This is a genomic window from Sebaldella termitidis ATCC 33386, from assembly GCF_000024405.1.
Taxonomy (GTDB): Bacteria; Fusobacteriota; Fusobacteriia; order Fusobacteriales; family Leptotrichiaceae; genus Sebaldella; species Sebaldella termitidis.
In genome coordinates this window covers 1,977,578-2,002,333 of sequence record NC_013517.1, presented here as the reverse complement: position 1 = coordinate 2,002,333, position 24,756 = coordinate 1,977,578, and the positions used below count along the sequence as shown (strand labels likewise).

Annotated in this window: 30 protein-coding genes; 5 read left to right on the top strand and 25 right to left on the bottom strand. The window is 33.3% G+C overall.

All coding sequences use genetic code 11. The features are described from left to right. Positions 1 to 92 precede the first annotated feature (92 nt). Together STERM_RS09210 and STERM_RS09205 are read right to left on the bottom strand one after the other, a co-directional pair. The gene (locus STERM_RS09210) at positions 93 to 686 is read right to left on the bottom strand and encodes a DUF2278 family protein (protein ID WP_012861327.1); all 594 of its coding nucleotides are present in this window, start codon (positions 684 to 686) and stop codon (positions 93 to 95) included. A 20-nt stretch (positions 687 to 706) separates the two neighbouring features. Then, positions 707 to 1,327, bottom strand: coding sequence for an NUDIX hydrolase N-terminal domain-containing protein (locus STERM_RS09205; protein ID WP_012861326.1), 621 nt, complete (start codon positions 1,325 to 1,327; stop codon positions 707 to 709). 205 nt (positions 1,328 to 1,532) lie between these two features. Here STERM_RS09205 and STERM_RS21235 point away from each other — a divergent pair, with 205 nt between their 5' ends. Both STERM_RS21235 and STERM_RS09195 read left to right on the top strand, forming a co-directional pair. Then, on the top strand, positions 1,533 to 2,669 hold the full coding sequence (locus STERM_RS21235; protein WP_012861325.1) for an SMI1/KNR4 family protein: 1,137 nt from the start codon (positions 1,533 to 1,535) through the stop codon (positions 2,667 to 2,669). 68 nt (positions 2,670 to 2,737) lie between these two features. Then, entirely contained in the window at positions 2,738 to 3,322 is a 585-nt protein-coding gene (locus STERM_RS09195) for a pentapeptide repeat-containing protein (protein ID WP_012861324.1), read from the top strand. A 166-nt stretch (positions 3,323 to 3,488) separates the two neighbouring features. Here the strand turns inward: STERM_RS09195 and STERM_RS09190 are convergent, their stop codons facing one another. From STERM_RS09190 to STERM_RS09180, 3 genes are read right to left on the bottom strand one after another with little or no spacing between them, the layout of a single operon-like run. Beyond that, on the bottom strand, positions 3,489 to 4,211 hold the full coding sequence (locus tag STERM_RS09190) for an amino acid ABC transporter ATP-binding protein (RefSeq protein ID WP_012861323.1): 723 nt from the start codon (positions 4,209 to 4,211) through the stop codon (positions 3,489 to 3,491). After that, positions 4,208 to 4,927: an amino acid ABC transporter permease gene (locus STERM_RS09185; protein WP_012861322.1), complete on the bottom strand. Its 720-nt coding sequence runs from the start codon at positions 4,925 to 4,927 to the stop codon at positions 4,208 to 4,210. Before STERM_RS09185 ends, STERM_RS09190 begins: the two co-directional genes overlap by 4 nt. Then, the gene (locus STERM_RS09180) at positions 4,928 to 5,746 is read right to left on the bottom strand and encodes a transporter substrate-binding domain-containing protein (RefSeq protein ID WP_012861321.1); all 819 of its coding nucleotides are present in this window, start codon (positions 5,744 to 5,746) and stop codon (positions 4,928 to 4,930) included. It lies immediately after the preceding gene. Between the two features lie 316 nt (positions 5,747 to 6,062). Between STERM_RS09180 and STERM_RS09175 the strand changes: the two genes are divergently transcribed. Further along, positions 6,063 to 6,290 (top strand): AbrB/MazE/SpoVT family DNA-binding domain-containing protein, encoded by a 228-nt coding sequence (locus STERM_RS09175; protein ID WP_012861320.1) that lies wholly within the window; start codon positions 6,063 to 6,065, stop codon positions 6,288 to 6,290. Next, positions 6,291 to 6,851, top strand: a complete 561-nt coding sequence (locus tag STERM_RS21230; protein WP_012861319.1) for a class I SAM-dependent methyltransferase — start codon at positions 6,291 to 6,293, stop codon at positions 6,849 to 6,851. Between the two features lie 117 nt (positions 6,852 to 6,968). Here the strand turns inward: STERM_RS21230 and STERM_RS09165 are convergent, their stop codons facing one another. The 14 genes from STERM_RS09165 to STERM_RS09110 all read right to left on the bottom strand — a co-directional run bounded on the left by STERM_RS09165 (position 6,969) and on the right by STERM_RS09110 (position 16,409). Next, positions 6,969 to 7,754, bottom strand: a complete 786-nt coding sequence (locus STERM_RS09165) for a hypothetical protein (protein ID WP_012861318.1) — start codon at positions 7,752 to 7,754, stop codon at positions 6,969 to 6,971. Positions 7,755 to 7,898: 144 nt separating this feature from the next. After that, positions 7,899 to 8,072 (bottom strand): hypothetical protein, encoded by a 174-nt coding sequence (locus STERM_RS22170; RefSeq protein WP_012861317.1) that lies wholly within the window; start codon positions 8,070 to 8,072, stop codon positions 7,899 to 7,901. Positions 8,073 to 8,105: 33 nt separating this feature from the next. Then, a complete protein-coding gene (locus STERM_RS09160) occupies positions 8,106 to 8,363 on the bottom strand; it encodes a hypothetical protein (RefSeq protein ID WP_012861316.1) in 258 nt (85 codons plus the stop codon). A gap of 204 nt (positions 8,364 to 8,567) precedes the next feature. Then, positions 8,568 to 8,837, bottom strand: coding sequence for a 30S ribosomal protein S16 (gene rpsP, locus STERM_RS09155; RefSeq protein WP_012861315.1), 270 nt, complete (start codon positions 8,835 to 8,837; stop codon positions 8,568 to 8,570). Positions 8,838 to 8,877: 40 nt separating this feature from the next. Next, on the bottom strand, positions 8,878 to 10,212 hold the full coding sequence (gene ffh / locus STERM_RS09150; RefSeq protein WP_012861314.1) for a signal recognition particle protein: 1,335 nt from the start codon (positions 10,210 to 10,212) through the stop codon (positions 8,878 to 8,880). Between the two features lie 44 nt (positions 10,213 to 10,256). Next, positions 10,257 to 10,586, bottom strand: coding sequence for a YlxM family DNA-binding protein (ylxM, locus tag STERM_RS09145; RefSeq protein WP_012861313.1), 330 nt, complete (start codon positions 10,584 to 10,586; stop codon positions 10,257 to 10,259). 200 nt (positions 10,587 to 10,786) lie between these two features. Further along, positions 10,787 to 10,936, bottom strand: a complete 150-nt coding sequence (locus STERM_RS22165) for a putative periplasmic lipoprotein (RefSeq protein WP_012861312.1) — start codon at positions 10,934 to 10,936, stop codon at positions 10,787 to 10,789. A 64-nt stretch (positions 10,937 to 11,000) separates the two neighbouring features. After that, the gene (locus STERM_RS09140) at positions 11,001 to 11,510 is read right to left on the bottom strand and encodes a peptidylprolyl isomerase (RefSeq protein WP_041309913.1); all 510 of its coding nucleotides are present in this window, start codon (positions 11,508 to 11,510) and stop codon (positions 11,001 to 11,003) included. A 116-nt stretch (positions 11,511 to 11,626) separates the two neighbouring features. Further along, a complete protein-coding gene (locus tag STERM_RS09135; RefSeq protein ID WP_012861310.1) occupies positions 11,627 to 12,307 on the bottom strand; it encodes a M48 family metallopeptidase in 681 nt (226 codons plus the stop codon). Positions 12,308 to 12,455: 148 nt separating this feature from the next. Further along, positions 12,456 to 13,010 carry a hypothetical protein gene (locus tag STERM_RS09130; RefSeq protein WP_012861309.1) on the bottom strand — a complete coding sequence of 185 codons (555 nt, stop codon included), beginning with the start codon at positions 13,008 to 13,010 and terminating at the stop codon, positions 12,456 to 12,458. A gap of 115 nt (positions 13,011 to 13,125) precedes the next feature. Further along, a complete protein-coding gene (locus STERM_RS09125) occupies positions 13,126 to 13,575 on the bottom strand; it encodes a hypothetical protein (protein WP_012861308.1) in 450 nt (149 codons plus the stop codon). A 58-nt stretch (positions 13,576 to 13,633) separates the two neighbouring features. Then, the gene (gene mgtE, locus STERM_RS09120; protein ID WP_012861307.1) at positions 13,634 to 14,986 is read right to left on the bottom strand and encodes a magnesium transporter; all 1,353 of its coding nucleotides are present in this window, start codon (positions 14,984 to 14,986) and stop codon (positions 13,634 to 13,636) included. Between the two features lie 38 nt (positions 14,987 to 15,024). After that, complete coding sequence (locus tag STERM_RS09115; protein ID WP_012861306.1) at positions 15,025 to 15,516, bottom strand: NUDIX hydrolase; 492 nt, start codon at positions 15,514 to 15,516, stop codon at positions 15,025 to 15,027. Positions 15,517 to 15,644: 128 nt separating this feature from the next. Continuing rightward, positions 15,645 to 16,409 carry a histidinol-phosphatase gene (locus tag STERM_RS09110; protein WP_244407247.1) on the bottom strand — a complete coding sequence of 255 codons (765 nt, stop codon included), beginning with the start codon at positions 16,407 to 16,409 and terminating at the stop codon, positions 15,645 to 15,647. Between the two features lie 227 nt (positions 16,410 to 16,636). Between STERM_RS09110 and STERM_RS09105 the strand changes: the two genes are divergently transcribed. Then, positions 16,637 to 18,262, top strand: a complete 1,626-nt coding sequence (locus STERM_RS09105) for an ABC-F family ATP-binding cassette domain-containing protein (RefSeq protein WP_012861304.1) — start codon at positions 16,637 to 16,639, stop codon at positions 18,260 to 18,262. Between the two features lie 452 nt (positions 18,263 to 18,714). Here STERM_RS09105 and STERM_RS09100 read toward each other — a convergent pair whose 3' ends face one another. From STERM_RS09100 to STERM_RS09075, 6 genes are read right to left on the bottom strand one after another with little or no spacing between them, the layout of a single operon-like run. Next, positions 18,715 to 19,866 carry an iron-containing alcohol dehydrogenase gene (locus STERM_RS09100; RefSeq protein ID WP_012861303.1) on the bottom strand — a complete coding sequence of 384 codons (1,152 nt, stop codon included), beginning with the start codon at positions 19,864 to 19,866 and terminating at the stop codon, positions 18,715 to 18,717. 26 nt (positions 19,867 to 19,892) lie between these two features. Continuing rightward, on the bottom strand, positions 19,893 to 20,453 hold the full coding sequence (hxlB, locus tag STERM_RS09095; protein WP_012861302.1) for a 6-phospho-3-hexuloisomerase: 561 nt from the start codon (positions 20,451 to 20,453) through the stop codon (positions 19,893 to 19,895). Continuing rightward, on the bottom strand, positions 20,453 to 21,091 hold the full coding sequence (gene hxlA, locus STERM_RS09090) for a 3-hexulose-6-phosphate synthase (protein WP_012861301.1): 639 nt from the start codon (positions 21,089 to 21,091) through the stop codon (positions 20,453 to 20,455). The genes hxlB and hxlA overlap by 1 nt, the downstream gene beginning before the upstream one ends. A 22-nt stretch (positions 21,092 to 21,113) precedes the next feature. After that, on the bottom strand, positions 21,114 to 22,244 hold the full coding sequence (locus STERM_RS09085) for a mannitol-1-phosphate 5-dehydrogenase (RefSeq protein WP_012861300.1): 1,131 nt from the start codon (positions 22,242 to 22,244) through the stop codon (positions 21,114 to 21,116). Next, entirely contained in the window at positions 22,241 to 22,678 is a 438-nt protein-coding gene (locus STERM_RS09080; protein WP_012861299.1) for a PTS mannitol transporter subunit IIA, read from the bottom strand. Before STERM_RS09080 ends, STERM_RS09085 begins: the two co-directional genes overlap by 4 nt. Positions 22,679 to 22,693: 15 nt before the next feature. Continuing rightward, positions 22,694 to 24,751, bottom strand: coding sequence for a BglG family transcription antiterminator (locus STERM_RS09075; protein ID WP_012861298.1), 2,058 nt, complete (start codon positions 24,749 to 24,751; stop codon positions 22,694 to 22,696). Positions 24,752 to 24,756: the final 5 nt, after the last annotated feature.

Sequence of the window (24,756 nt, the reverse complement as noted above, 5' to 3'; positions counted from 1 at the left end):
AACTCACGCCTTTCATATCCCTATGTATGAATACATGTTCATATATCGTAAGTATAATATATATAAATCAATTTGTCAATTATTTTTTATTATTATTTCTTAAAGCTCTGATTTTTAAACGCTAAAAAAACAGCAGTCCAGCTAAGATCCCTGCGATTATGGAAAAATATTGCCCCGTCACTCCATTCTCTGTCTCTGTGCCTGTATCTGCCCTTGCTTCCCTGATTCATATGAACATCATGAATTCCCAGACCGTTTTCATACAGCATCCCATATACATATATATCATAAATTCGTTCTTCCATTGAACGGACTACATATTTTTCCAGAATCTCAATGAGATAAGTTTCTTTAGTATCTAATGTCGGCATCAGAACCATTTTTTTGTGATTAAACAGATTCATTTTTACATAATCAAGTGCAAAATCCGGTTTTACTACATGAACACCATATTCTTTTTCTACGATTTTGTCCAGAATTTTGTTATTATAGCTTTCATCATGATAAACCAGAAGCTCCGAAGATTTGAACTCATTACTGCCCCATTCTCTTACTACAGAGCCTACATTTACTGCAATATCATATTCGACTCCCATGGTCTCTGCCATAATATGATAATGCGCAGTTTTGTCAAGATCATACCACTTTCCTGTTATCTTCCCTTTTAACAGTACATAATCTTCCATGTTATTATCCCCTTTTGTCTTTAATCAAAGTATGGTTCATGAAACGGTCTGTCTTTATATCTAAAACACATTTTTATCTGTGACGCTGTATTTCTTGTTTCCGAAAGCTCCGGAAGCTGATCAACAGAAAAAAAGCCTGTTTCTTCCGTTTCAATGTTTTCGACAAATTTGCTCTCCAGATATTTACACTGTACAAATATTTTATATACACTATGCGGAAATAATATATTGGTATTTCTGTTTCTGTCATACACAGCCAGTATTCTCTCGGGAATAATTTTTGCTCCGGCTTCCTCCATGGCCTCTTTAATCAGATTTTCCTTTAAGGAAAGATCTATATCTGCCCATCCTCCGGGAAGCGACCATCTGTTATCCAGCTTTTCCTTAACCATAAGTATTTTATTTTCGTGAAAAACAGCAGCTCTTATATCTATTTTAGGAGTCTGGTATCCTGTTTCCCCGGCAAAAAGATTTTTTATTTTTTCTCTCTCTATGTCTGTATAGCATTCCATAATATCAATGCTTACTTTTCTTATTTCCTCAAATCTCTCCAGATCATATTTATCCTTTGAATATTCCAGACCGGCCTGTGCTATCGACTGTAGTTTCTTGGCAATATCGAGCCATTTTCTTTCTTCCATTCACTTAGACCTCTTTCTTTTACCTTGTATAATGATGCTTTATATCCGCACATCATATCAGCAGTTAATTTTATATTATTATATCATATTCTTTTATAAATTGTCTTTATTTTCACAATCATATTTAAAAGTCTTTTTTCAAATTATATGAAATATATGCTATAATTTCTAAAAAAGTATAAAAGATGAGAAAGAGGAATACATTATGGATTTTAATATCGATGAAATAAAACAAAAAATTGAAATCCTCAAAGAAATGGATAAAGATTTTGAAATATTCGGTTCATCAAAGCATAAATATCAACTTCACCCCTGTAAAACAGAAAAAGAAATACAAAGCTTTGAAAAACAACACGGGATTTCCCTGCCTGCGGACTACAGAAGCTTTCTGCTGCATGTAGGCAACGGAGGTGCGGGACCGTCTTACGGCATGTTTAAGCTGGAAGATTATTTTGATAATTCTTATGCTGAAACAAACTACACTGTTCATGATAATTTCCTTTCCGATAATTTTAAATTTTCAATAAATGCTCCTTATACTGAATCACAATACGGGAATGAAGATGATCCTGAGTATGATCCGGCTGATTATTTCAATGACACTGCCGGGTCAATGGTAATCTGCCATCACGGCTGCGGTATATTAAATATTCTTATTGTTTCCGGAGAAGAAAAAGGAAAAATATGGGTAGATGACAGATGTAACGATAACGGCTTGAGCAGAGTTTCCGTATCTTTTTATGAATGGTACAGCAAATGGCTGGATTACAGTATTGCTTCTCTGGAAACCAGAAATAAACTGACATCAGAGCTGAAGAAATCAGCAGATGTTTTCAAAATAACCAATATTACAGGCTTGGGGAGAGCAAGAGGATTTTCTGTTTCATGCTCCGGGTTAAAAGAAATAAATAAAATCTATTATTATGAAGACAGCGAATTTTTAAAAGACGGAAAAAAGACTGATCTTTTCAGGGTTAATCAGGAAATAAAAGCAGCTTTAATTATTCAGGACAGCTTTGAGACAAAAATTATAAAGCAGGAAGTAAGAAAAGAATTCAGACAGCTTAATAAAAACTCTCCTGATAAAAATGATATTAAACAGATGCAGGACAATGCCAAAACTGAATTTACCGGCATCATTACAGATATTATATGGAACAGCCTTAATTATAAATATTATTATATTTGTTATGCTGCAAGTATAAAAAAGAATATTTTTATTGAATCAAGAAAGGATTTTGAGCTTGAAACAGGAAGCGAAATATATGTAAGTGGTATACTAAGTTTCTTCGTTCTGAAAAAATACAGAAAAAAGAACCTGTTTCAAAAACTGTTTGGGTAAAAACAGAATCTGCTTATAAAATTAATACACACAATAATTTTAAAATATAATTCAGGAGGTCTAAATACGTGAAAAAAGAATATGAGGATAAAGAGTTCAAAAATTTGAAGCTCAAAAATGAAACCCTTGAAAATCTCAGCTTTATTAACTGTAGTTTTGTTAATTGCACCTTTGAAGACTGTAAGCTTATCAGGACTTCGTTTTCTGACTGCAGTTTTTATAAATGCGTAATTTCAAATATTAAAACACCAGGAAACTCACATATAGAAGATACAGAAATTACAGAGTGTCAATTGACGGGTATATACTGGAATGAGCTGCTTCCCGATTTCAAATTTGCCGATCCGATCAGCAGACTGGAAAATTGTTATTTAAAATATAATACTTTTTCAGATATGGCTTTCAAAAAATTTTCATTTTCAGGAAATACTTTCTCTAACTCCATGTTTGCAAAATGCCAGCTTACAGAATGTCTGTTTAATCAATGTAAACTGGAAGAAACTGAATTTTTGGAAAGTAATCTGCAAAAGGCAGATTTCAGAAACGCCACTGAATATAAGATCGATATTATGACATGTAACTTGAAGGGAGCCAGATTTTCATTTCCTGAAGCAATTAATTTACTTAATGTTTTAAAAGTCAAAATTGATTGACTACAGAAGCTTTACTAAAACATCTGTTGGTAATAAAGACCCTTTTTCAGAAGTGACTTATAAATTTAAATATTATTTTTCACGTGCTTTAGATATTCCATCAATTTAAATCCACAATAAAACCGCTGAATTTTCAGCGGTTTTCATCTTTATATAAAAATTATTTTTATAATACACTTTCAAGAAAATTTCTTGTTCTTTCATGCTTTGGGTTGGTAAATATATCATCGGGAGCTCCTTCTTCCACTATTTTACCTTCTGCCATAAATATTACTCTTTTGCATACCTCCTTGGCAAATCCCATCTCATGCGTAACCACTACCATGGTCATTCCGTCTTTTGCCAGATCTTTCATAACCTGCAGAACTTCCCCGACCATTTCCGGATCAAGTGCCGAGGTAGGTTCATCAAAAAGCATTACTTCAGGATTCATGGCAAGAGCTCTTGCTATGGCTACTCTCTGCTTCTGTCCTCCTGAAAGACTTGACGGATAAACATCCTGTTTATCAAGGAGTCCTACTTTATCAAGCAGTTCCCTTGCTACTCTCTTTGCCTCGTCCCTTTTCATTTTTCTTAATGTAACAGGGGCAAGAGTTATATTATCTATCACCTTTAAGTGCGGAAATAAATTAAAAGACTGAAAAACCATTCCTATTCTTTCTCTTAATTTATCTATATTAAGTTCATTTCCTGCTATATCAAAGTCATCAATATATACATGTCCGTCTGTGATAGTTTCCAGTCCGTTCAGACATCTTAAAAATGTACTTTTTCCTGAACCTGACGGCCCGATGATACTTATTACTTCTCCCTGTTCCACATTTACATTAAGCTTGGTCAAAACTTCATTATCACCAAATTTTTTCGTCAAATCAACTGTTTTTATCATACATTTAATTTCTCCTCAATTTTGCTGAATACAAAAGAAAGTACCTTTATTATAACATAATACATTATACCTATAATCAGATATGTTTCAAAATACTTATAATTTGCTGCCGATATTGTTTTTCCATTTCCTGTTAGTTCCGGTACACCTATAATTGTCAGAAGCGATGTATCTTTCAGTGAAATTATAAACTGATTTAATATTGCCGGAATCATATTCTTTACCGCCTGAGGAAGAACAACCTTTCTCATGGCGTGCTTATAAGGAAGTCCCAGACTTCTTGCTGCTTCCATCTGTCCTTTGTCTATTGCCTGAATTCCTCCTCTGAATATCTCGGCCATGTAAGCTCCTGCATTCAGACTGATAATGATAACCCCGGCTATCTCAGCACTCATACCTGTAGGAAACCATATTTTTATAAGAGGATTTACAATAAGAGGAACTAAAGCGAGATAAAAGAAGAAAGCCTGTACGATCAAAGGCGTTCCTCTTATTATATCTATATATTCCTTAGCCAGAAACTGTAAAACTTTTATTACCGTGTTATAAAGATTCTTTTGCTTTGTGGTAAGTGATCTCAGATATCCTATACCTATTCCTATTAAAGTAGAAAAAATCAATGAAAAAAATGTAATTATTAACGTCAGACGAAGACCGTCCAAAAGCTCCTTATGCGAACTTGCTATTATTTCTATTACATTCTGTATAAAACTCATTTATTTTTCTGCCTTCCCTGTATATTTTTCTAATATTTCCTGATATTTTCCACTTTCTTTCAGCTTTTTAAGACCGCTGTTGAATTTTTCCAATAGCTCCTGATTAGCTCCTTTTTTCACTGCAAAACCAAACTGTGCAGTATTCAGTCTTTCTGTTGCTATTCTTAACTGTACAGGATCCTGCTGTGTAATCGCATATGCTATTACAGGAAAATCATCAAATGCCACATCTGCCTGCCCGTTTATTACTGATTGTATCATTGTTGATGTATCCTCAAATACTGTAATTTTAGTATTATATTTTTCCTTTACAGATTCTGCATATTCAGCACCTGTTGTACCTTTTTTCACTGCTAATCTTTTATCTTTGAAATCATCCGGTGAATTTATATCAGTATTATCTGCTTTTACTATACCTACAATTCCTGTATCATAATAAGGATCAGAAAAATCCACTGTTTTTCTTCTCTCGTCATTAATTGTCATACCGGCTATAGCACCATCAAGCTGTCCCGACTGAACTGCTCCTATAATACCGCTAAAATCCATATGCTTCCATTCTACTTCAAATCCTTCGATTTTCGCTATTTCATTTACTATGTCTATATCTATTCCTTCATATTTTCCGTCTTTCTTAAATTCAAAAGGAGCAAAAGCCACATCCGACCCTATAACATATTTTTTTACTTCTTTATTATCCGCTTTAGCTTCTGTTGCTGCACCTTCCTGCTTTGCTTCTTCTTTTTTATCTGAACCGCAAGACAGCATTAACATAAATAATGATAATATTGTAACTAATTTCAATATTTTACCTTTCATAAATTACCTCCTAAATCTTTCTATCCAAACTATATTATAAAGTAATTTTATCACATACGCCAACAACTGTCAAAACATTAAATATATAAGATATATATCAATTCATTATTTTATTTCATTGTTTAATGTTTACTTTTTATTGTATATGGCTAAAAATATACAAAATATCTTATATCATGCAAAATACTATACTACTGTATCTATTTTAATTTTTTTCCGTTTTCCTTCTTTTCTTAATTATTTTCATTGACAGTGATAAAAGAAAATGGTATGATTTTTCCAACTAATCATACTTAGTGGGAAGGAGTAAAAATTTATGAAGGCACCGGAAGGTAAATACGCATGGTCGGCTAAAGTAGGTGAAAAAGGTCAGATCGTAATTCCGAAAGAAGCACGTGAAATATTTAATATTAAACCTGGCGATACATTATTATTGCTTGGTGATATAAAACGCGGTATTGCTATTGTAAATGATGAAAAGTTAAAACATATTTTTTCAGATATTTTTGATGAAAATACTGCCGGAGATGATAAGGAGGATTAGATGGGTATTAAAGAGTTAATGCTTGATACTGAATCAGAAAGAGGCAGATGGGTTTATACCAAAATTTTAAAATTATTAGACAGCCCGAACAGAAAAATATTTGATAATCCGGAAAAACTGATAAAAGCCTCTGGGATAATGGAAGGACAGACTGTTCTTGAAATCGGATGCGGTTCCGGTTATTTTACTGCCGAAATATCAAAAATACTCGGCAGCAGCGGAAAACTATATTCTACAGACATACATCCAGCAGCTATAGAAGAAACCCGAAAAAAGGTTAACAGTCTGGGACTGAAAAATGTTGCTGTAACAATGGATAATGCCCTGAATTCTTCATTTGAAGATTCATTTTTTGATGTGGTTCTTTTATATGGTGTTGTTCCGTCTCCGGTTATCCCTATGGAAGATATTTCAGATGAGATTTTCAGGCTGTTAAAATCCGGAGGAATTTATGCAATCTGGACAAAAATGCCATTTTGGAAACCAAAAACCGTACAGTATAATAAACAGTTCAAAAATATGGTAAAAAATAACGGAGTTTTTCGTTTATACAAAAAATAGCATAGCATCTCATATATAAAAACTGTCTGAATCTGCAATGCATAATTTCAGACAGTTTTTATATTTAGGATATTATATTTCTGTTTTTAGCCAAAACCCCTTATATATAGTTTTCTATCAAAATAGCTTCTCTATTTCCGGAATAAATTCCATTATTTCTTGATGAATTTTATCACCGGTTCTGGAAGTGGAAACTGAAAATCTTACCGCATGCTTCATTGTATCTATATCTATCTTAGTAGAATCAGTCCCAATTTTAAACCTGCTTTCAGATTTATTATCCTGAAACAGACTCCCAAAATTAATAATATCCTTATATTCCAGTCTTATTTTACCTGATAGCTTATATACTATCAATCCGTATTCATAAAATTTCACAGCTGAAAAGAAATTTCTTATTATATTAAATATCAGTAATACAGAAAAAACAACCAATATTGTCTTCAATACAGGTACTTCATTAAAAAATGCAAAAGCTGAAAATAATAATACTGGAATCATAAGATTTGGAAGAAAAAAATAATTAAAAAAACTTCTTTTTCTTATTATGAACAATATATTTCCAAATTCATCATCACTTTTACCATTTACATTTCCATGATAATAAAGCTTTTTTCTGCTGCTGATTTTATCACCGCTGTCTAGAAAATCTTTTCTGAGCTTTTTCCCTTCCTTGAATTTTGAGATTTCCAAAAGCATAAAGTATAACGGAAGCACAGGAAGTATTATCATACCTGAAGTATGATTTCTAAATGCATCATAAAAATTCTCTTCCCTGCCTATCAGCAGGTAATAATATACTATTGCCAGTTCTAATGCCAGCATTATTACTACTGATAAAATAATTCCGGTTATACCCCGTTTTATAAAAAATTCAAAATCTTTTTCTCTATTTTTTCTCATAATGACTTCCCTTATTAATTTATTATTTTTATTCAAATATTTTCATTATCAGATTTTACCATATCATATGTTTTTTTCAAACCATGATTTTTATTCTGCTAAAATAAAAACAGCACCGGAAACGCCCGATACTGACTATGTAATTTATTTCATGTTTATTCCTTCATTTGAATCCTCCGGTGATGCACAATCCGGACATACTGCTGTTTCATATTTACTGTCATTTTTTTCACTTACAAATACTTTCATATCCTGTACTTTTTTACAATTCAGGCATCCAAGCTTTTTTATACTGTAATTTTCAAAATGATTTTCCATATTTTCACCGCCTTTGTCCAATATCAATAATCCCTAATTAATCATAAAGCTTTTGTCATGCTTAAAATAAAATTTCTTTAGTTCCATAATTAAGTCACCGCTTATATTCTGCGGAATAATTTTATTACTTTCATTATAGGAAAAACTCTTAAAATTAACTTTTTTCATATTGTTGTAATATGCTACTATTGAAATAAATTTGTCTTCTTTCTTAATCTCAATCATATTTCTGGAAATGATTTTCATTAATTCATATTCGTAAAATTTACATATTTCATCCAGCTGGTTCATTTAAAAGCCTCCTTTAATTCTATATACAAATATTCTATCATATCTATTTATTTTTGTATACAAAATTCTTTATTTTTTAGTTAATTTATAATGATGTTATTTTTTGATCCTTAATAATTTTATTAGTTCACTTATTTTTTCATATCAAAAAATCACCGACAAAATCATTCATCGGTGAAAATATGTTAAAATAAAATTATTATATTATTTCTTTTTTGTTGCTTGAAATTTTTCCCATATACCTTCTTTAGTAAGGATACTCTTTACAGTTCTTGTTGGCTGTGCTCCGTTTTGTAAGAATCTTAAAACTTCCTCTTCTTTGATGTCTATTTGTTTTCCTTCTTCAACAAGCGGATTGTAAGTTCCTAAGTAAGCTATAGCTTTACCGTCTCTTTGGCTTAATTCTTCCATAGCTGCAATTCTATATACAGGCTTTTTTCTTCTCCCTAATCTTGTTAATCTTAATTTTACCATTTTATTTTACCTCCAAAATATATTTAATTATTTTTATTAATTATCTCTTTTTACCTCTGAATCCTCCCGGCATTCCCGGAAATCCTCCGCTGTTAAACATTTTCATTACTTGCTTCATCTGCTCGTACTGTTTTATCAGTTTATTTACTTCTGTTACTTCTGTACCGCTTCCGCCGGCAATTCTCTTTTTTCTGCCGCCGTTCTTAAGAAGCTTCGGATCTCTTCTTTCCTGTACTGTCATGGAGTATATTATTGCCTCTACCTTTTTCATTTCTTTTTCAGCCATTGCCATATCTATTGCACTTGTATCCACGCCAGGTATAAGCTTCATAATATTTCCCAGAGAACCCATCTTTTTTATCATCTTAAACTGCTTCAGAAAATCTTCAAAATCAAACTGATTTTTACGAAACTTTTCTTCCATTTTCTTTGCTTCATCTTCATCAATTACTTCCTGAGCTTTTTCTACCAGCGAAACTACATCACCCATCCCAAGAATTCTTGATGCCAGTCTGTCCGGATGAAAGGCCGATACATCATCAAGCTTTTCCCCGTCACTGATAAATTTTATCGGCTTTCCGGAAACCTCTTTTATAGACAGAGCAGCTCCGCCTCTTGTATCTCCGTCCAGCTTAGTAAGTACCACTCCGCTTATATCCAGATCCTCATTAAATGTTTTCGCTACATTTACTGCATCCTGTCCGGTCATTCCGTCTACCACCAGAAGTATCTCGTCAGGATGAAAATTTTCTTTTATTTCTTTCAGTTCATTCATAAGCTGTTCGTCTATGTGAAGTCTTCCTGCCGTATCAAATATTACATAGGTAGCATTTTCTTCCTTAGCCTTTTCCATTCCGGCTTTGCATATTTCCAGTACATTTGTACTCTCATCTATTGTAAAAGCAGAAATTCCAGTCTGTTCCCCGAGAACTTTTATCTGCTTCTTTGCTGCCGGTCTGTAAACATCAGCACCTATTAAAAAAGGCTTTTCTCCCTTTTTCTTAAGATATTTACCAAGCTTCGCAGAAAAAGTAGTCTTTCCTGCTCCCTGTAATCCTGTAAGCATTACTACTGTGGGCGGCTTTGCTGATTTTGCTATAGTTACATTAGTTCCGCCGAGTACTTCCACAAGCTCGTCATTTACTATTTTTACAAACTGCTGGGCAGGATTGACACCTTTAATTACTTCTTCACCCACAGCCTTATCTCTTATTTTGGCTACAAAATTCTTAGCCACGCCATAATTGACATCTGCTTCAAGCAGCGCCAGTCTTACCTCTCTTAAAGCATCTTTTATATTGCTTTCTGTCAGTCTCCCCTGACCGCTTACTTTCTTGAAGATGTCCTGAAATCTGTCTCCTAAACTATTAAACATTAAAACACCTCATAATTATCACATTATTATTCACTCAAAAACGACTATTCTTCCTCGTCAAATCCGAGCTCTGTTATTATTCTTTCGAGTTCTTCACTGGTAAAGCTGCTCCTCAGTTCCAGAAGTCTGTCTTTCAGATCCAGATCTCTTTTGTATATGTTTAATTTATTTTCATAATCATCCAGCTGCTTCATGCCCCGTTTTATATTATCAAAAACGGCCTGTCTGGTAACTCCGTATTCCTCGGCTATTTCACTGAAGGAATAATCCTCTTCAAAATACAGCTCCAGATATATCTTCTGTTTTTTGCTAAATAAATTTTTATAATAAAAAAATAAATTTGAATACTTTAAAAAATCGGCTAATTTATCCATAACACAGACTATTATATCTAATCACAGTTTCATTGTCAAGTATTTTTTCTTTACTTTTATATTTTGCAGACTATAAAATTATTTTAGCTCGGACAAACTGCTGTTTCATTTTATATTCATATGTATATTTCTTTAAAATCCCCTGTATTTATTACCTAAAAAATATACTCTGACAAAATGCCAGAGTATATTTCTCTAATTTATTTTATATTTATATCTACATTCGGTGCCGAAAGATCAATACTGGTATTACATTTTGGGTTCTTTTTGCTGGAATTGCAGCTGTGATGTACACTTGCACATGATGTCAGCAAAACAGCAGATATTATTATTAAAAATAACTTTTTCATTTGTCTACCTCCAAAATTTGTTAATTAATTATACCATATATCTCTTTATCAAACAAACGGTTTGTTAATATCCGAGTATTTTATTCCATTCCTCTATTCTTGCTTTCTTTTCTTCAAGAAGCTTTTCCGTACCGTCTCCGCTTATAGTAATCTGTTCTATTATATCTCCCTGTGTGATTGATTTTAGGATATTCATATCTTCCTCTGATTTTAATTCTCCGAAGATAGTATGCTTATTGTTCAGCCATGTTGTCTGCACAGTTGTTATAAAGAACTGACTGCCGTTTGTTCCGGGTCCTGCATTAGCCATAGCCAGTTTCCCGGGCTCGGAAAAGTCCAGTCCGTTATATACCTCATCCTCAAATTTATATCCGGGTCCTCCCGAACCTGTTCCTGTAGGGTCTCCTCCCTGTGCCATAAAGTCCTCTATTACCCTGTGAAATTTTAACCCGTTATAATAACCGTGTTTTGCCAGATTCACAAAGCTGGCAACTGTTACAGGTGCCTTTTCAGGAAACAGCACCAGATTCATAGTTCCCTTATTAGTTTTTATTACTGCTGTAATACCAGACATCTCTTTCTCCTCCTTATTTATTTTGTTAGCTGTTGATAATAATGATAACATAAAAATCAATAAAATTATTGTGATTTTTTTCATTTTTATTCCTTTCTGTTTTTGCTGTTTTTATATTAATATATTCTGTACTCCTTCAGAAGTTTTTCTCTCTGCCTGTAGTCAGGCATGTATTTTTCTATATGATGATAAAAATCCCTGCTGTGATTAGGGTGTCTCAAATGTGCTATTTCATGGAGAACTACGTATTCTATACAGGGTATTGGTTTTTTTACCAGTTCTAGATTAAGGTTTATATATTTTTTTCTGTGATTGCACGAACCCCATCTTGTTTTCATTTTTTTTATTGAAAGATGCTCTGTTCTCTCCCCCAGTAGATTCAAATATTTGTCCATAATCTTCGGAAACAGGACTTTCGCCTTCTCAAAATACCATTTTTCCACTATTTTTTTCTTTAATTCATGTATATCTTCTTTTATAATCATTATAAATTTTTCATTATTAAAATAAATCCTGTTCTCATTCCCGTTATTTACCTCGAGCTCATAGAGCCTCCCGAGATAACTCAGCTTTTCTCCTGTTACATACTGCAGCTCTGTACTTTTAGGAAGATTATCAAGCCTTTTCTGAACTTCGTCAATCCATCCTTTTTTTGATCTTATAAAATTTTCTATATAGTCAGTATGAAGATTCAACGGTGCTGATATGTAAATTCTCCTGTCAGGATAAATCCGTAAATTTATATTTTTTATTTTCTTTCTCTCTACTTCATATCCGAGTATTATTTCTTTTTTCATTATGTTTCCTCTTTATCATAAATATTTCATTTCTATAAAAATTAATATATCATTTTTTAACGGATATGTAAATTATTCTTTTTTCCCGTCTGCTCCTGTTCTATAGTGCTTTTATTCAGGATTTATGTTTATCCAAGCAATATTTACATCACTGCATTAAAATGATTGCTGCCGTAATTCCAAGAATAACTATTTTAAATATGATTTCTTTTAATATAGGAATTTTTTCATGATAATCTGTTTCCTCAAGATCAAAATACAGTTTCTCATATCCTGAAATATTATAATCTTTCTTTATATAAAAATAATATATTTCTCCACAATCATGTATAATCATTTTCATATCTTTTTGTATGGTTTTCCTATATTTTATGTCTGTATTTTTATACAGTAATTCCAATTTCATTTCTCCATCTTTATAAAAATAAAAATTATCCCTTTTCACTTCCAAATCACTCTCGCCATCGAAAAGAATTTTTTTTCGTTCAAATAACTTTTCTACAAACAGAACTATAACAACAAAAGATAATCCTAAAATATCCATCCACAGACTTGGATTTTCAAAAAAATCCAAGAAAACAATAAAAATCAGTGTTGCTGACACTGTTATGAACATTAAAATATTATTCATCTTTTTTTCAAATTTCAAATCGTTCACTTTCATTTTTCTTATGTTTAATGTATATTTAGCATATTCTATCATTTTTCCCCAACACCTATTATTTTTATTCTTATATCAAGGAGATGAATACTTCAATATTTCTTTATAATATCTCCATAACTTTTATACCATCTCTGCTGATAATCCACCCTACTTATTATCTCTCCTCTTCTTCCAGTCTTTTTATTTCGTTTTCTACTATATCTCTTAATGATGTAAGACCAAAAAAGCCGGGCATTCCCCCGAAAATATCGGATTTCACAAAAATTTCCTCATATAAAACCGGAGAATTCTCCTTACAGCTCTTAAAGAATATTATTGCGTTTCTTTTATTAAAAAGCCTTATTATATCATTATTTTCCAAAGTTATTACCAGTGTAAGCCTGGAAAACTCTTTATTTTTTATTATCATTTTAGAAAAACTCACAGTTTCCACTTCATATATATCAAAATACATCTCTTTTTTCATAATATAAGATAAATATGTAAAGATAAACTCGCCGTTCATCTCTTCCAGTTTTTCGGTCTTTATCTTTACTGACTTATAATAAGATACATAAAGATAATATGCCAGAAAAACCAGTATAAGCCTTAAAAACAAATCCATTATATCACCACACCCGAAATTATGGGATTACTCCCTTTTTTATACATGTTCTGAAGGACTAAATAAGCTTTTGAATAAATATCTGTGCCAGTCCCAAAAACAGAAAGAAGCCGCAGACATCTGTAAATGTAGTAAGCAGAACTGCTGATGCCAGAGCCGGATCTATTTTCAAACGCTTTAATGTTACAGGAATCAAAAAACCGGTCAGACAGGCTATCGTGAGATTGCCTATCATTGCAAGAAAAATTATAAGCCCTAAAAATACATTTTTGTTTACCAAAAACATGATAAAGCCTGTTATGGATCCCAGAACTGCACCATTTATAAATCCTACGAATATCTGCTTTAATACCATTTTGCTGTTATCTACCATGCTCAGCTCGCCAAGCGCTATCCCTCTTATAGTAACAGTCAGCGACTGTGTGCCGGCATTTCCTCCCATACCTGCTACAATAGGCATTGCAGTAGCGAGAATTACAGCTCTGGAAATGGTTCCCTGAAACGATCCCACTACAAATGATGCGAGAAAAGCAGTACCAAGATTCACTACCAGCCATGGCAGTCTCTTTCTTATAGAAATCAGAAGCTTTGAATTTATATTTTCCTCTTCGGAAACTCCTCCTAATTTCAGAATATCCTCAGTTCCCTCCTCCAGAATTACATCAATAATATCATCTATTGTTATTATCCCCAGCAGCTGATTACGCCGGCTCACCACAGGTATAACCTTCAAGTCATACTTAGAAACTGTTCTGGCAACATCCTCCTGATCCACATCAGGATGAACGGAAATAATATTTTCATTTTTTATTTCCTTCAGCTGCATATCATCGGGAGAAATCAGTATATCCCTCAGATCAGCTTCACCTACAAGCTCACGCTTATTATTCAGTACAAAAATCTTTTCTATTACCTCGGTTTTTGGGGCGATTATTTTTATTTTAGCCATAATATCTTTTATCAGAAGCTCTTCTTTGAAGGCAATGTATCTTGTCGTCATTATCCCTCCGGCACTGTCTTCCTCATATCCCAGCAGTTCACGAAGCTTATTGGCTTCTGATCTTTTCATATTATCAAGTATCGATTTTCTCTTTTGAAATTCTATATACCCTAATATATCTGTAATATCATCAGGTGACATATGTGAAAAAATCTGTATTATTTCTTCATCAGAAAATAATTCCAGTATTTTTTCCTGAAGCTCTTCATCCGCCTGTTCTATTACTTTGGCTTTATTCTCATCACTCATTAAGCTTAGTATTCTTTTTAGCTCGCTGTCATCCAGCTCTTCAAAGCTCTCTGCTATATCTATAAAGTGATTTTCTTTCAGATAATTTTCCAGCTCGTGTTTAGTCCGTATTTTCACTATTTCTTCTGTTATTTCCTCAACAACTTCTTCATTTTCATCCATTGCCATACCTCCCAATAAAAAAAATCTACTGTCTTTTATCAATCTTTAAAAAGGGAGACAGCCAGAATAGTCTTCAAATCACCAGATTTCTTTAATATATCTTTTACATCCACCCACTCATTTTCCAGATCTTCACCATGGTCAAGATTCAGTTCTTTTGGTTTTATATTATTATCTTTTAGTCTTGCAGAAAAAAAGTAAAGCTTTTCTGTTGTATATCCCGGTGAAGCATAAAGCCCCTCGTCAAGACCTCTGAAATCAGCTATATCCTCTTCAGAGTAGCCTGTTTCTTCTCTCATCTCTCTCAAAACTGCTGTTTTTGGATCTTCTCCGCTGTCTATAAGTCCTGCCGGTACTTCCAGCATAAGCCCTTTATTTCCCGGTCTATATTGTTCTACAAGTAAAATTTTGTCTTTTTCTTCATTAAATAAAGCTATACATACTGCATTTGATTTATCCAGATATTCCAGATCTATTCCTGTAGTCGGATGCTTCATTTTTCTTGGTTTTAAAAATCTAAATTCCTCCATTACAATCTCCTTCTTTGTGTATTTCCCCGGTGTATCAGCTGCTGCCGTCTGCAAATGCCAAAACACCTGTACCCGTTTTTACATTATATAAATATAAAACAGAACAGAATACAAAAAATCTTTATAAATTAAAATATAGTTTCTATTACTTTTAGTCCCAGTTCTTCCGAAAATTTTCTGGCAAGCTCCATTGCCTCGTCATTCAGAGATTCCGGCTCATGACAGTCAGAACTTGCTATGATTCCGGCATTATACTGTTTTGCCACTTCCCAGAATTCCTTATACGGATACATATATCTTCTCGGATTTTTATCATAAATAAGGTTTTTTCTTATACCATTAGCATTTATTTCCAAAACCGTACCTGTTTCGGCTGCTGCTCTGCATATTATATGTGCTGCATCTTCCGCCGCTCTGCTCCATGTCATGCGCCTTGACATATATAAATCAGGATGCGCCGCTATCTGAAACAGCTTTGATTTCATGGCTTTTTCCATATGTAATGCATAATTTATCATATCCTCATCTGTATTTATTATCCAAGAATCACGCAGTTTTCCGTTTACCACGTATGTATGAAGCCCTAAAAGCAGATAATCCAGTTTTTGGGCAAGCTCTCTGTAATAATCTTCCAAATCTTCAAAATACTCTATTTCCAAAGATTTATAAATAGTTATTTTACCGTTATATTTTCTCTGTGCCTCGCGTATTTCCCCCAGATAACCTTCCAGTTCGTTCATTCCCATTCTGTCAAAATGATATTTCGGCAATGGTGAGTGATCGGAAATTCCTATTTCTGAGTAGCCTTCTTTTATTGCTTCCTTTACATAATCCTCCACATCCCCTTCTGCATGACCGCACCTGTAATTATGTGTATGAAAATTTGCTCTCACTGATATCACCTCTTCTCCCATATTCTATCAATTATTTTCAAAAAAAGAAAGGAAAGTATAAATTTTTTTTTCTTTACCAGTCAAAGTATTGAAAAATAATATAATAAAAAATTTTAATTATCTCTGCATTATTTGAAAGAAATGTATTTACAGTAACAATAACTTGTTTATGGCAGAAATCTCTGCTATAATAGGAATGAATATTTTAATTTTTAGGAGGGCTTTCATTGATTTCAACAAGCAATTTATCACTCAGATTTGGAGGAAGAAAATTATTTGAAGATGTAAACATAAAATTCACACCCAGTAACTGTTACGGTATAATAGGAGCGAACGGTGCAGGTAAGTCTACATTTTTGAAAATATTATCAGGAGAAATAGACTCTACCGAAGGTGAAGTTATATCAGCACCAAATAAAAGAATGTCTTTTCTGAAACAGGATCACTTTGCATATGAGGAAGAAAGTGTTCTGAATGTAGTTATGATGGGACATCAAAAACTTTATGAAATAATGCAGGAAAAGGATGCTATATATTCTAAGACGGAATTTACAGATGAGGACGGTATGAAAGCCGCAGAACTCGAAGGAGAATTTGCCGAGCTTGACGGATGGGAAGCAGAAACAAATGCAGAAAAAATGCTTATCGGATTAGGTCTTAGTGCGGAATACCACCACAAGCTTATGAAAGAGCTCACAGAACCGGATAAAGTAAAAGTTCTTCTGGCACAGGCACTTTTCGGTAATCCCGATATCCTGCTTCTGGATGAGCCTACTAACGGTCTTGACATAAAAGCTGTGGAGTGGCTGGAAAACTTTCTTATGGAGCTTGACGAAACTACAGTTTTAGTAGTTTCCCATGACAGACACTTTTTGAATAAGGTATGTACACATATAGCAGATATTGACTTTGGTAAAATAAAAATGTACGTAGGAAACTATGATTTCTGGTATGAGTCTAACCAGTTAATGCTGGAGCTTACAAGAAACCAGAATAAAAAAATAGATCAGAAAAGAAAAGAATTACAGGAATTTATCGCACGTTTCAGTGCCAATGCCTCTAAGTCGAAGCAGGCTACCAGCAGAAAGAAACAGCTGGAAAAATTACAGTTTGAGGATATGCAGATTTCTAACAGAAAATATCCGTTTATTGAATTTAAGCCTGAAAGGGAAGCAGGAAATAATCTGCTGAAAGTAGAAGGACTTACCAAATCAATCGACGGCGTAAAAGTACTGGATAACCTTACTTTTACTGTAAATACCAATGATAAAGTGGTTATTTTATCTAGAAACGATATAGCTAAAACTACTCTTTTCCAGATACTTGCAGGTGAACTTGAGCCTGATTCCGGTACATATGAATGGGGAGTTACTACATCACAGAGTTATTTTCCGAAAGATAATACAGAATTTTTTGAAAACTCTGATCTGACCCTTATAGAATGGCTGGGACAGTTTTCAGAAGATCAGCACGAACAGTATCTGAGAGGATTTCTTGGAAGAATGCTTTTCTCAGGCGAAGAAGCTACGAAAAAAGCCAAAGTACTTTCCGGTGGAGAAAAAGTAAGATGTATGCTTTCCAAAATGATGCTTTCCAATTCCAATGTGTTATTACTGGATAATCCTACTGATCATCTGGATTTGGAATCTATTACTTCACTGAATAAATCTCTTATCAAATTTCCGGGAACTATATTATTTACTACTCATGACCATGAGTTTATACAGACAGTGGCAAACAGAATCATAGAGATCACGCCAAACGGACTTGTAGATAAAATGATGGAATATGACGAATATATAGACGATGAAAATGTGCAAAAAAGACTTGAAGAATTATACGGCGAAAATTAGAACATACTAAAAAAGATCCGGCTTTATAGGAATTATTAAAATAATTATTCCCATAAAGCCCTTTTATTTTATAAAGGAGGCAATAATGTTAATCAGTAGGAACGGCAAAGTAACAAAGCCTTTATGTTACAAAGGATGATATGCTGAAATTACAGGCAATTCTAATGATACCGGCGGCTTTTATATTTTTATATTTGATTCTGACAAAAAAACAAAATTTTGTTACTGGGATGTTTCAGAAGCTTTAGTATATGAACAGATTAAGCAGGATAAATTTGAGATAGAATGGCAGGATTAACTGTCAAAAATAATTTTTATAATTATTATCCAGTTTCAGAACCACATAAGTTTTTCTCTGCTTTCTCTGAAACTAAAAATATGAAGATATATAATATATCTCCATATCAATTTTTTATTTCAAAGTCATTATAATTTTTTACAATAACAAAACGTTATAATATTTTCTTAAATAATTCTATTGTTTCCTCTTTATCTGGCAGGTAAGGATTCGCAAATGCACAGGCATCCTTTAACGAATTTTCTGCCAGCAAATCTAAATCCGGATCAGTTACCCCTAATTCTGTGAGAGTTTCAGGTATTTCCACTGTTTTTGAAAGCTCTCTGATTGAAGAAATTACAAATTCTGCACATTCATCATCACTTTTATTCTTTGTGTCCAGTCCTATATATTCCGCAATCGGTCTGAATTTTTCAGGAACATATTTAGCATTAGCTTCTTCTACTGTCGGCAGCAGCATGGCATTACATACACCATGCGGAAGATCATACAGACCGCCGAGCTGATGTGCCATAGCATGTACAAAACCAAGACCAGCATTACTGAAAGCCATCCCTGTGAGGAAAATAGCATAAACCATTTGCTCTCTCGCCTCGATATCATTTCCGTTTTTTACAGCTCTTGGAAGATACTCAAAAATAATTTTTACAGCTGATAATGCCATAGCATCAGTTACAGGATAAGCTCCCGGGGTTACCAGCGCTTCTATTGCATGAGTTAGTGCATCCATTCCTGTAGCTGCTGTCAGTGATGCAGGTTTATCAAGCATTAATTCAGGATCATTTACTGACATTTTTGCAAGACTGTTTTTATCAATGCAAATCATCTTGACATGTCTTTCTTCATCTGTAATTACATAATTTATTGTCAGCTCTGCTGAAGTTCCTGCTGTGGTATTAACAGCAATAACAGGAAATCCTGTTTTTTCTGATTTATTTACACCTTCATAATCTTTCATTTCTCCGCCGTTTGCAGCCAAAATACTTATTCCACTGGCAGTATCCTGAGGTGATCCTCCTCCGACAGAAATAATGCAGTCGCACTTTTCTTTTTTTAGCATTTCCAGTCCGTTATTTACATTTTCACATGTGGGATTCGGCTTTACATCATCAAAAATGACATACTCTATTCCTGATTTATCCAAAATTGCTTTTACTTTTTCTATTATTTTACTTGAGCTTAAGAATTTATCCGTTATAATCAGCCCTTTTTTATAACCAAACTGCTGAATATAACCGCCTAATTCATTTATACATCCTTTTCCCAGTAGATTTACTGCCGGGACATAAAAAACCTTGCTTGACATTTTATTTTTCCTCCTGAATATAGTTTTTATTCTAAATTTGCATGATTTTTGAACATTTCATCTCCGGTTTTATTTAATTTTTTCATTAAAATCATAATCAGACTGTCGTAAACAAGCAGGCTCAGCTGTTCAAAAGACGAACCCATAGGCTGTATAGAAACTTTTCCCGAGTCAATATCACTTTTATTAGTGCTTCCCGGAAGCTTTACAGTAACTTTTGAAAGAGCCCCTATTGTAGCCTGCGGATAAATAGTTATTGTTGCTACTGAAGCATTTTGCCCGGAAGCTTTATTTGCCATTGTAACAAGACTTCCTGTCTCACCTGATCCTGATCCTATTATCAAAAGATCATTTGCCTGTATTGAAGGTGTTGTTGTCTCACCGACAAAAAAAACAGTCAGTCCCAGGTGCATTAATCTGTTGGCAAATGCTCTTGCTGCAAATCCTGATCTTCCGGCCCCTGCTATAAAAATCCGATTTGATTTTATTATTAATTCCGCCAGTTTTTCTATGTCTTCACCTGAGACAAATTCTGCATCTTCCGAGAGTTCTCTGCATATTGCCAGTAATTCTTCTGCTTTTTTCATTATTTTTTACCTCCGTCCATGATATCTCTGATAGCTTTAGCCTCAGCTGCAGGATCATCTGCATGTGTTATTGCACTTCCGACAATTAAAATATCCGGATTCAGATCCACATACATCTGTGCTGTTCTGCTGCTGATTCCTCCCGCTACAGAAATTTTTGCCTTTTTAGTATGTGCAGTCATTATTTTCAGATCTTCAATCGGTTCTCTTCCAGCTGCCTGCTGATCAGCACCCGTATGTACAGAAACAAAATGTGCCTTAACATCTTCCATCTCTTTGATTTTCGCAGGTAAATCAGAAACACAAATCATATCTACCACGATTTCCTTATTATATTTATCCGCCATCTCTACACAGCCTTTTACTGTCAAAACATCAGTAACACCCAAAACAGTTACATAATCAGCCCCGGCTTTAAGTGCCAGCTCTGCTTCATAAGCCCCTGCATCCATAATTTTTAAATCTGCCAGAATTTCTTTCGCAGGAAATTCTTTTTTGAATTCTCTTACTGCATTAACACCCTCATCTATTATAAAAGGAGTCCCTATCTCTATAACATCAATATATTTCTCTACTTTTTTTGTGAATGATATCGCTTCCTGAAGCGGCATATCATCTAAAGCTAACTGTAATTTCATTTTTCCCTCCGTTTTCTGATGACTAAAATTTTTCTGATATTTCATCAAATAATTTTGTCCCTTTTTGAATTTTAGTAAAATTTGTAATTGATTTTTCAATGCCGTTTTCATCCAAATATTTTTTCAGTATGACAGCCTGCTCGTCATTTGGATTTTCATAGTGGAAAACTGCAGCTATTATCTTTGATAAATATTTAGTCTCATAATTATATTCGATACATCCTAATGCAGGAGCCACAAGACGGTCTGTAGGATCTAATTTTCTTATTGGTGAACGTCCCACTCTGAGAATATCATCTTTCACGGCTTCTGATGTAAAACGCTTTATATTTTTCTGAATAAATTTCTGCAGATCCTCATGCGAAAAACCAAATTTTTTCTGAAGAACAGCAGCTGATTCATTCATAGCCCCCAGAACCTCTTCCAGTATTTCTTTATCTTTTAGTGCATCCTGAACAATTTTATAACCTTTTAGAAAACCAAGATATGCTGCTGCTGCATGCCCGCAGTTTACAATATATAATTTCCGTTCCAGATACATAGTTAGATTTTCTGCATAAATAGCTCCTTTTATTGGCTCTGTGTCAGGATTTACAAGTTTATTTTTTTCAATAACCAGCTCGAAGCTGCTGTCGATTTCTACCGCCGGTTCCCCGTCTTTTATAATGTTAAGTGCCAGTCTGTCTACCGAAACATTTGGAAAACAGGCATAATTATTTAATTCGCTTTCATCTGCCTTCAAATTTTTCAATATTTCTTTTTTCAGAATATCTGTTGCATAAAGAGCATTTTCACAAGCTAAAATATTTAATTTTTCTTTTTTATTATCTATACGTTTCTGCAGACCTTTTGCTATTACAGGTGCTACTTTGGCAAGATTATCCGCCCATACAGACGTCGTTACCATATCAGCGTCCAAAATCGCCTCAGTTATTTCTTCTTCCCCTGATGATAGTGCACTTACATTATTAATTGTTCTTTTTTCATAATTTTTATCTATAACATATATATCATAACTGTTAGTTCTGTTAATACTCTGCACAACAGCATCATTAACTTCCACAAATGTTATGTAAAATCCGGAATCATGTAAAAGATCCCCAATAAAGCCTTTTCCTATATTTCCGGCTCCAAAATGTACTGCCTGCATCATATGCTTACCTCCTCAAATATTTTTAATATTTCTTCCTTATTAACAGAATTTTTTAATTTTATTATATTTTCCTCTTCCGAACAGACAAAAGCAATCTGTTCAAGATACCCCATGTGTTCATCACCTTTACCGGCTATTCCGATAATCAGATAAGCAATTTCGCCATTATCAAAAGGAACTCCGTCGGGAACCTGAACAAAAGAAATGCCTGATTTCAGGATATTTTTTTCAGAACCGCTGACACCATGCGGAATCGCTACATTATTTCCTATATATACCGAAGCTACTTTTTCTCTTTCTAACATAGATTCAATGTACTCAGGTGTCGTATATCCGTTCTTTACCAAAATTTCCCCGGCATAGGTTATTGCTTCATATTTATCTTTAAATGACTGGTTAAGGATAATATTGTCTTCACTGAAAATTTTTTTCACAGGTAATACTCCTTTCTAAAAATGATCTTTTAAAAATAGTTTTATTTTTTCATTTAAAAGACCTTTTATTTTATTTTCGTTTCCATTTTCAAAATTTCTTATTGTATCGTTATTTTCTATTATTGACATAGTAATAAAGCTCAGCAGATTCAGCAGTAATTTATTATGGTTTTTCGGATATATCATAATAACAAAGGCTTCTATATCTGATAATTCTTTATTATTAAAATTGAAGATACCCTCGAAATCCAAATGGTATACTCTGAATACCGGCTGTTTAATTTTCTCCAGGCTGCAGTCAAGATAATCTATTTTTGTATTCGGAATTTGAAAATAAGAGATTTTTTCATTATTCTTGATATGTTCATAAACAGCGTTCTCAGGGATAATTTTATCATTGAACAGATCTTTGTCTATTATTTCTAAAATATCCGTGTTCCTGTCTTTCCCTTCTATATATTCCACTTTAAATCCATTGATTAATTCCAGTGCCCAATGGCTGAAAAGTCTGATTTTTTTAATCTCGTCTACGATATCTCTTTCTTCTGCCTTGATTATTTTTATTTTATCAGTCAGCTGATATTTCTTTTCTTCCAGAGTAATTATTCTGTGTTTTAATCTATTAATTTCTTCCTTATTTAAGAGAGGGGAAACCATCATATGAGGAACTGTCTGAAGATCCAGCGGTATTGTAGAAATTACTATATCGTATTCATTCAAATTTTCTTTCGGCAGACTTATTAAAGCTATTATTTTCCTTACAGTTATTTCGGGGATTTCCCGCTCCAGTCTGCTTGAAAGCATTTTTGAAGACCCCATTCCGCTGGAACAGACTACTAGTACCTTTATTGATTTAACAGCCATCTTGTCCAGCGACACAACAAAATAAAGAACCAGATATCCGATTTCATCTTCTGGAAATAAGTCATCCTGAAAAACTTCGTCAATACTTTGGCGAATTACTCTGTAGAGTTCTTCGTATCTGTTTTTTATTTCACTGTTTATCGGATTTGATACGGAAATCCCGCTTCTTATTCTTATCAATGCCCTGTCAATGTGACCGACCAGCCCTTCCGCCAAAGTGCTGTCGTTACGTAAATTTACTTTTAGCGAGGCTTCTACCAATTCTATAAAATTATTAATTTTTTTAGCCATACTGAGTTCGTTTTTATCGACAATTATACTTTTTATATTATGATTTGAAATCAAATTGACAATCCATTTCAAATACTTTATATCATCTCCGGTAAGATTAATATTAAAGATATTTTCAATATATACCTTTATTTTTTCAGTCAAATTTTTATTATAAAATGTTTCTTCAAAATTTAAAGGCTCTAAAATATAATTATCACGATTGTTAATAAACATTGTCAGAAGAAAAATAAGTTCCTGAAACTCTACATCAGTAAGCTGGATATTTTTTTCGTTTATAAGATTATTTACTACTGTATAAGATTTCTTTATGATATTCTCATAGCCAAATTCAATCAAAAACTTTATGAATAAACTGTTATTTTCATTAAAGTTCTTTATCCATTTTAAAAATACATCTATATCAATATTTCTCATCAAAAGATTTACAAGCAGATGATTTCTGGAAATTGTATTCCCACTGATCAAAATACCGAGTCCTTTTTTCTTTTCCAGTTTCAGATCATGTATCTTAATGGTATTTTCAATATGCTGCAGATCATTTCTTATAGTCTGCATTGATACCTGCAATTTTATAGATAAGAGTCTCGTTTTTATAAAGTCTTTTTCATGAAGCAGATAAAACAGTATTGTTTCAATTCTTTCCTGAAAATTATAATCATAAACAGCCTTGTTATCATTCAGTGATTTTTTTAAATGATCAATATCTTCCGCAGAACCATACAGACGGACTCCTTTGCTTTTTATACTTTCCACAAAAAGACTGTAATGACCCAATGTATCATTAACGTTATCCATTTCCCGATATACCGTTCTCTCGGCCAAATTAAGCCTGCCGGCTATATCCTTTATTGTAAGATAATCTTCTGCACTTATTAAAAATTCAATTATGGTTTTAGTTCTGGAAGATATTATCATTTCAC

Excerpts from the sequence above, each read along its gene's own strand:
- STERM_RS22165 (WP_012861312.1), bottom strand. The coding sequence starts at position 10,936 with ATGAAAAAGTTATTTTTAATAATAATATCTGCTGTTTTGCTGACATCA.
- STERM_RS09115 (WP_012861306.1), bottom strand. The coding sequence starts at position 15,516 with ATGGAGGAATTTAGATTTTTAAAACCAAGAAAAATGAAGCATCCGACT.
- mgtE (WP_012861307.1), bottom strand. The coding sequence starts at position 14,986 with ATGGATGAAAATGAAGAAGTTGTTGAGGAAATAACAGAAGAAATAGTG.
- ylxM (WP_012861313.1), bottom strand. The coding sequence starts at position 10,586 with ATGGATAAATTAGCCGATTTTTTAAAGTATTCAAATTTATTTTTTTAT.
- hxlA (WP_012861301.1), bottom strand. The coding sequence starts at position 21,091 with ATGAAATTACAGTTAGCTTTAGATGATATGCCGCTTCAGGAAGCGATA.
- STERM_RS09100 (WP_012861303.1), bottom strand. The coding sequence starts at position 19,866 with ATGTCAAGCAAGGTTTTTTATGTCCCGGCAGTAAATCTACTGGGAAAA.
- STERM_RS09185 (WP_012861322.1), bottom strand. The coding sequence starts at position 4,927 with ATGAGTTTTATACAGAATGTAATAGAAATAATAGCAAGTTCGCATAAG.
- STERM_RS09135 (WP_012861310.1), bottom strand. The coding sequence starts at position 12,307 with ATGAAAAAAGAAATAATACTCGGATATGAAGTAGAGAGAAAGAAAATA.
- STERM_RS09125 (WP_012861308.1), bottom strand. The coding sequence starts at position 13,575 with ATGGATTTGTTTTTAAGGCTTATACTGGTTTTTCTGGCATATTATCTT.
- rpsP (WP_012861315.1), bottom strand. The coding sequence starts at position 8,837 with ATGGTAAAATTAAGATTAACAAGATTAGGGAGAAGAAAAAAGCCTGTA.
- STERM_RS09160 (WP_012861316.1), bottom strand. The coding sequence starts at position 8,363 with ATGAACCAGCTGGATGAAATATGTAAATTTTACGAATATGAATTAATG.
- STERM_RS21230 (WP_012861319.1), top strand. The coding sequence starts at position 6,291 with ATGGGTATTAAAGAGTTAATGCTTGATACTGAATCAGAAAGAGGCAGA.
- STERM_RS09190 (WP_012861323.1), bottom strand. The coding sequence starts at position 4,211 with ATGATAAAAACAGTTGATTTGACGAAAAAATTTGGTGATAATGAAGTT.
- STERM_RS09180 (WP_012861321.1), bottom strand. The coding sequence starts at position 5,746 with ATGAAAGGTAAAATATTGAAATTAGTTACAATATTATCATTATTTATG.
- STERM_RS09140 (WP_041309913.1), bottom strand. The coding sequence starts at position 11,510 with ATGTCTGGTATTACAGCAGTAATAAAAACTAATAAGGGAACTATGAAT.
- hxlB (WP_012861302.1), bottom strand. The coding sequence starts at position 20,453 with ATGAAAAAAGCAGAAGAATTACTGGCAATATGCAGAGAACTCTCGGAA.
- ffh (WP_012861314.1), bottom strand. The coding sequence starts at position 10,212 with ATGTTTAATAGTTTAGGAGACAGATTTCAGGACATCTTCAAGAAAGTA.
- STERM_RS09085 (WP_012861300.1), bottom strand. The coding sequence starts at position 22,244 with ATGATGCAGGCAGTACATTTTGGAGCCGGAAATATAGGAAAAGGCTTT.
- STERM_RS21235 (WP_012861325.1), top strand. The coding sequence starts at position 1,533 with ATGGATTTTAATATCGATGAAATAAAACAAAAAATTGAAATCCTCAAA.
- STERM_RS09130 (WP_012861309.1), bottom strand. The coding sequence starts at position 13,010 with ATGATAGAATATGCTAAATATACATTAAACATAAGAAAAATGAAAGTG.
- STERM_RS09175 (WP_012861320.1), top strand. The coding sequence starts at position 6,063 with ATGAAGGCACCGGAAGGTAAATACGCATGGTCGGCTAAAGTAGGTGAA.
- STERM_RS09210 (WP_012861327.1), bottom strand. The coding sequence starts at position 686 with ATGGAAGATTATGTACTGTTAAAAGGGAAGATAACAGGAAAGTGGTAT.
- STERM_RS22170 (WP_012861317.1), bottom strand. The coding sequence starts at position 8,072 with ATGGAAAATCATTTTGAAAATTACAGTATAAAAAAGCTTGGATGCCTG.
- STERM_RS09205 (WP_012861326.1), bottom strand. The coding sequence starts at position 1,327 with ATGGAAGAAAGAAAATGGCTCGATATTGCCAAGAAACTACAGTCGATA.
- STERM_RS09165 (WP_012861318.1), bottom strand. The coding sequence starts at position 7,754 with ATGAGAAAAAATAGAGAAAAAGATTTTGAATTTTTTATAAAACGGGGT.
- STERM_RS09075 (WP_012861298.1), bottom strand. The coding sequence starts at position 24,751 with ATGATAATATCTTCCAGAACTAAAACCATAATTGAATTTTTAATAAGT.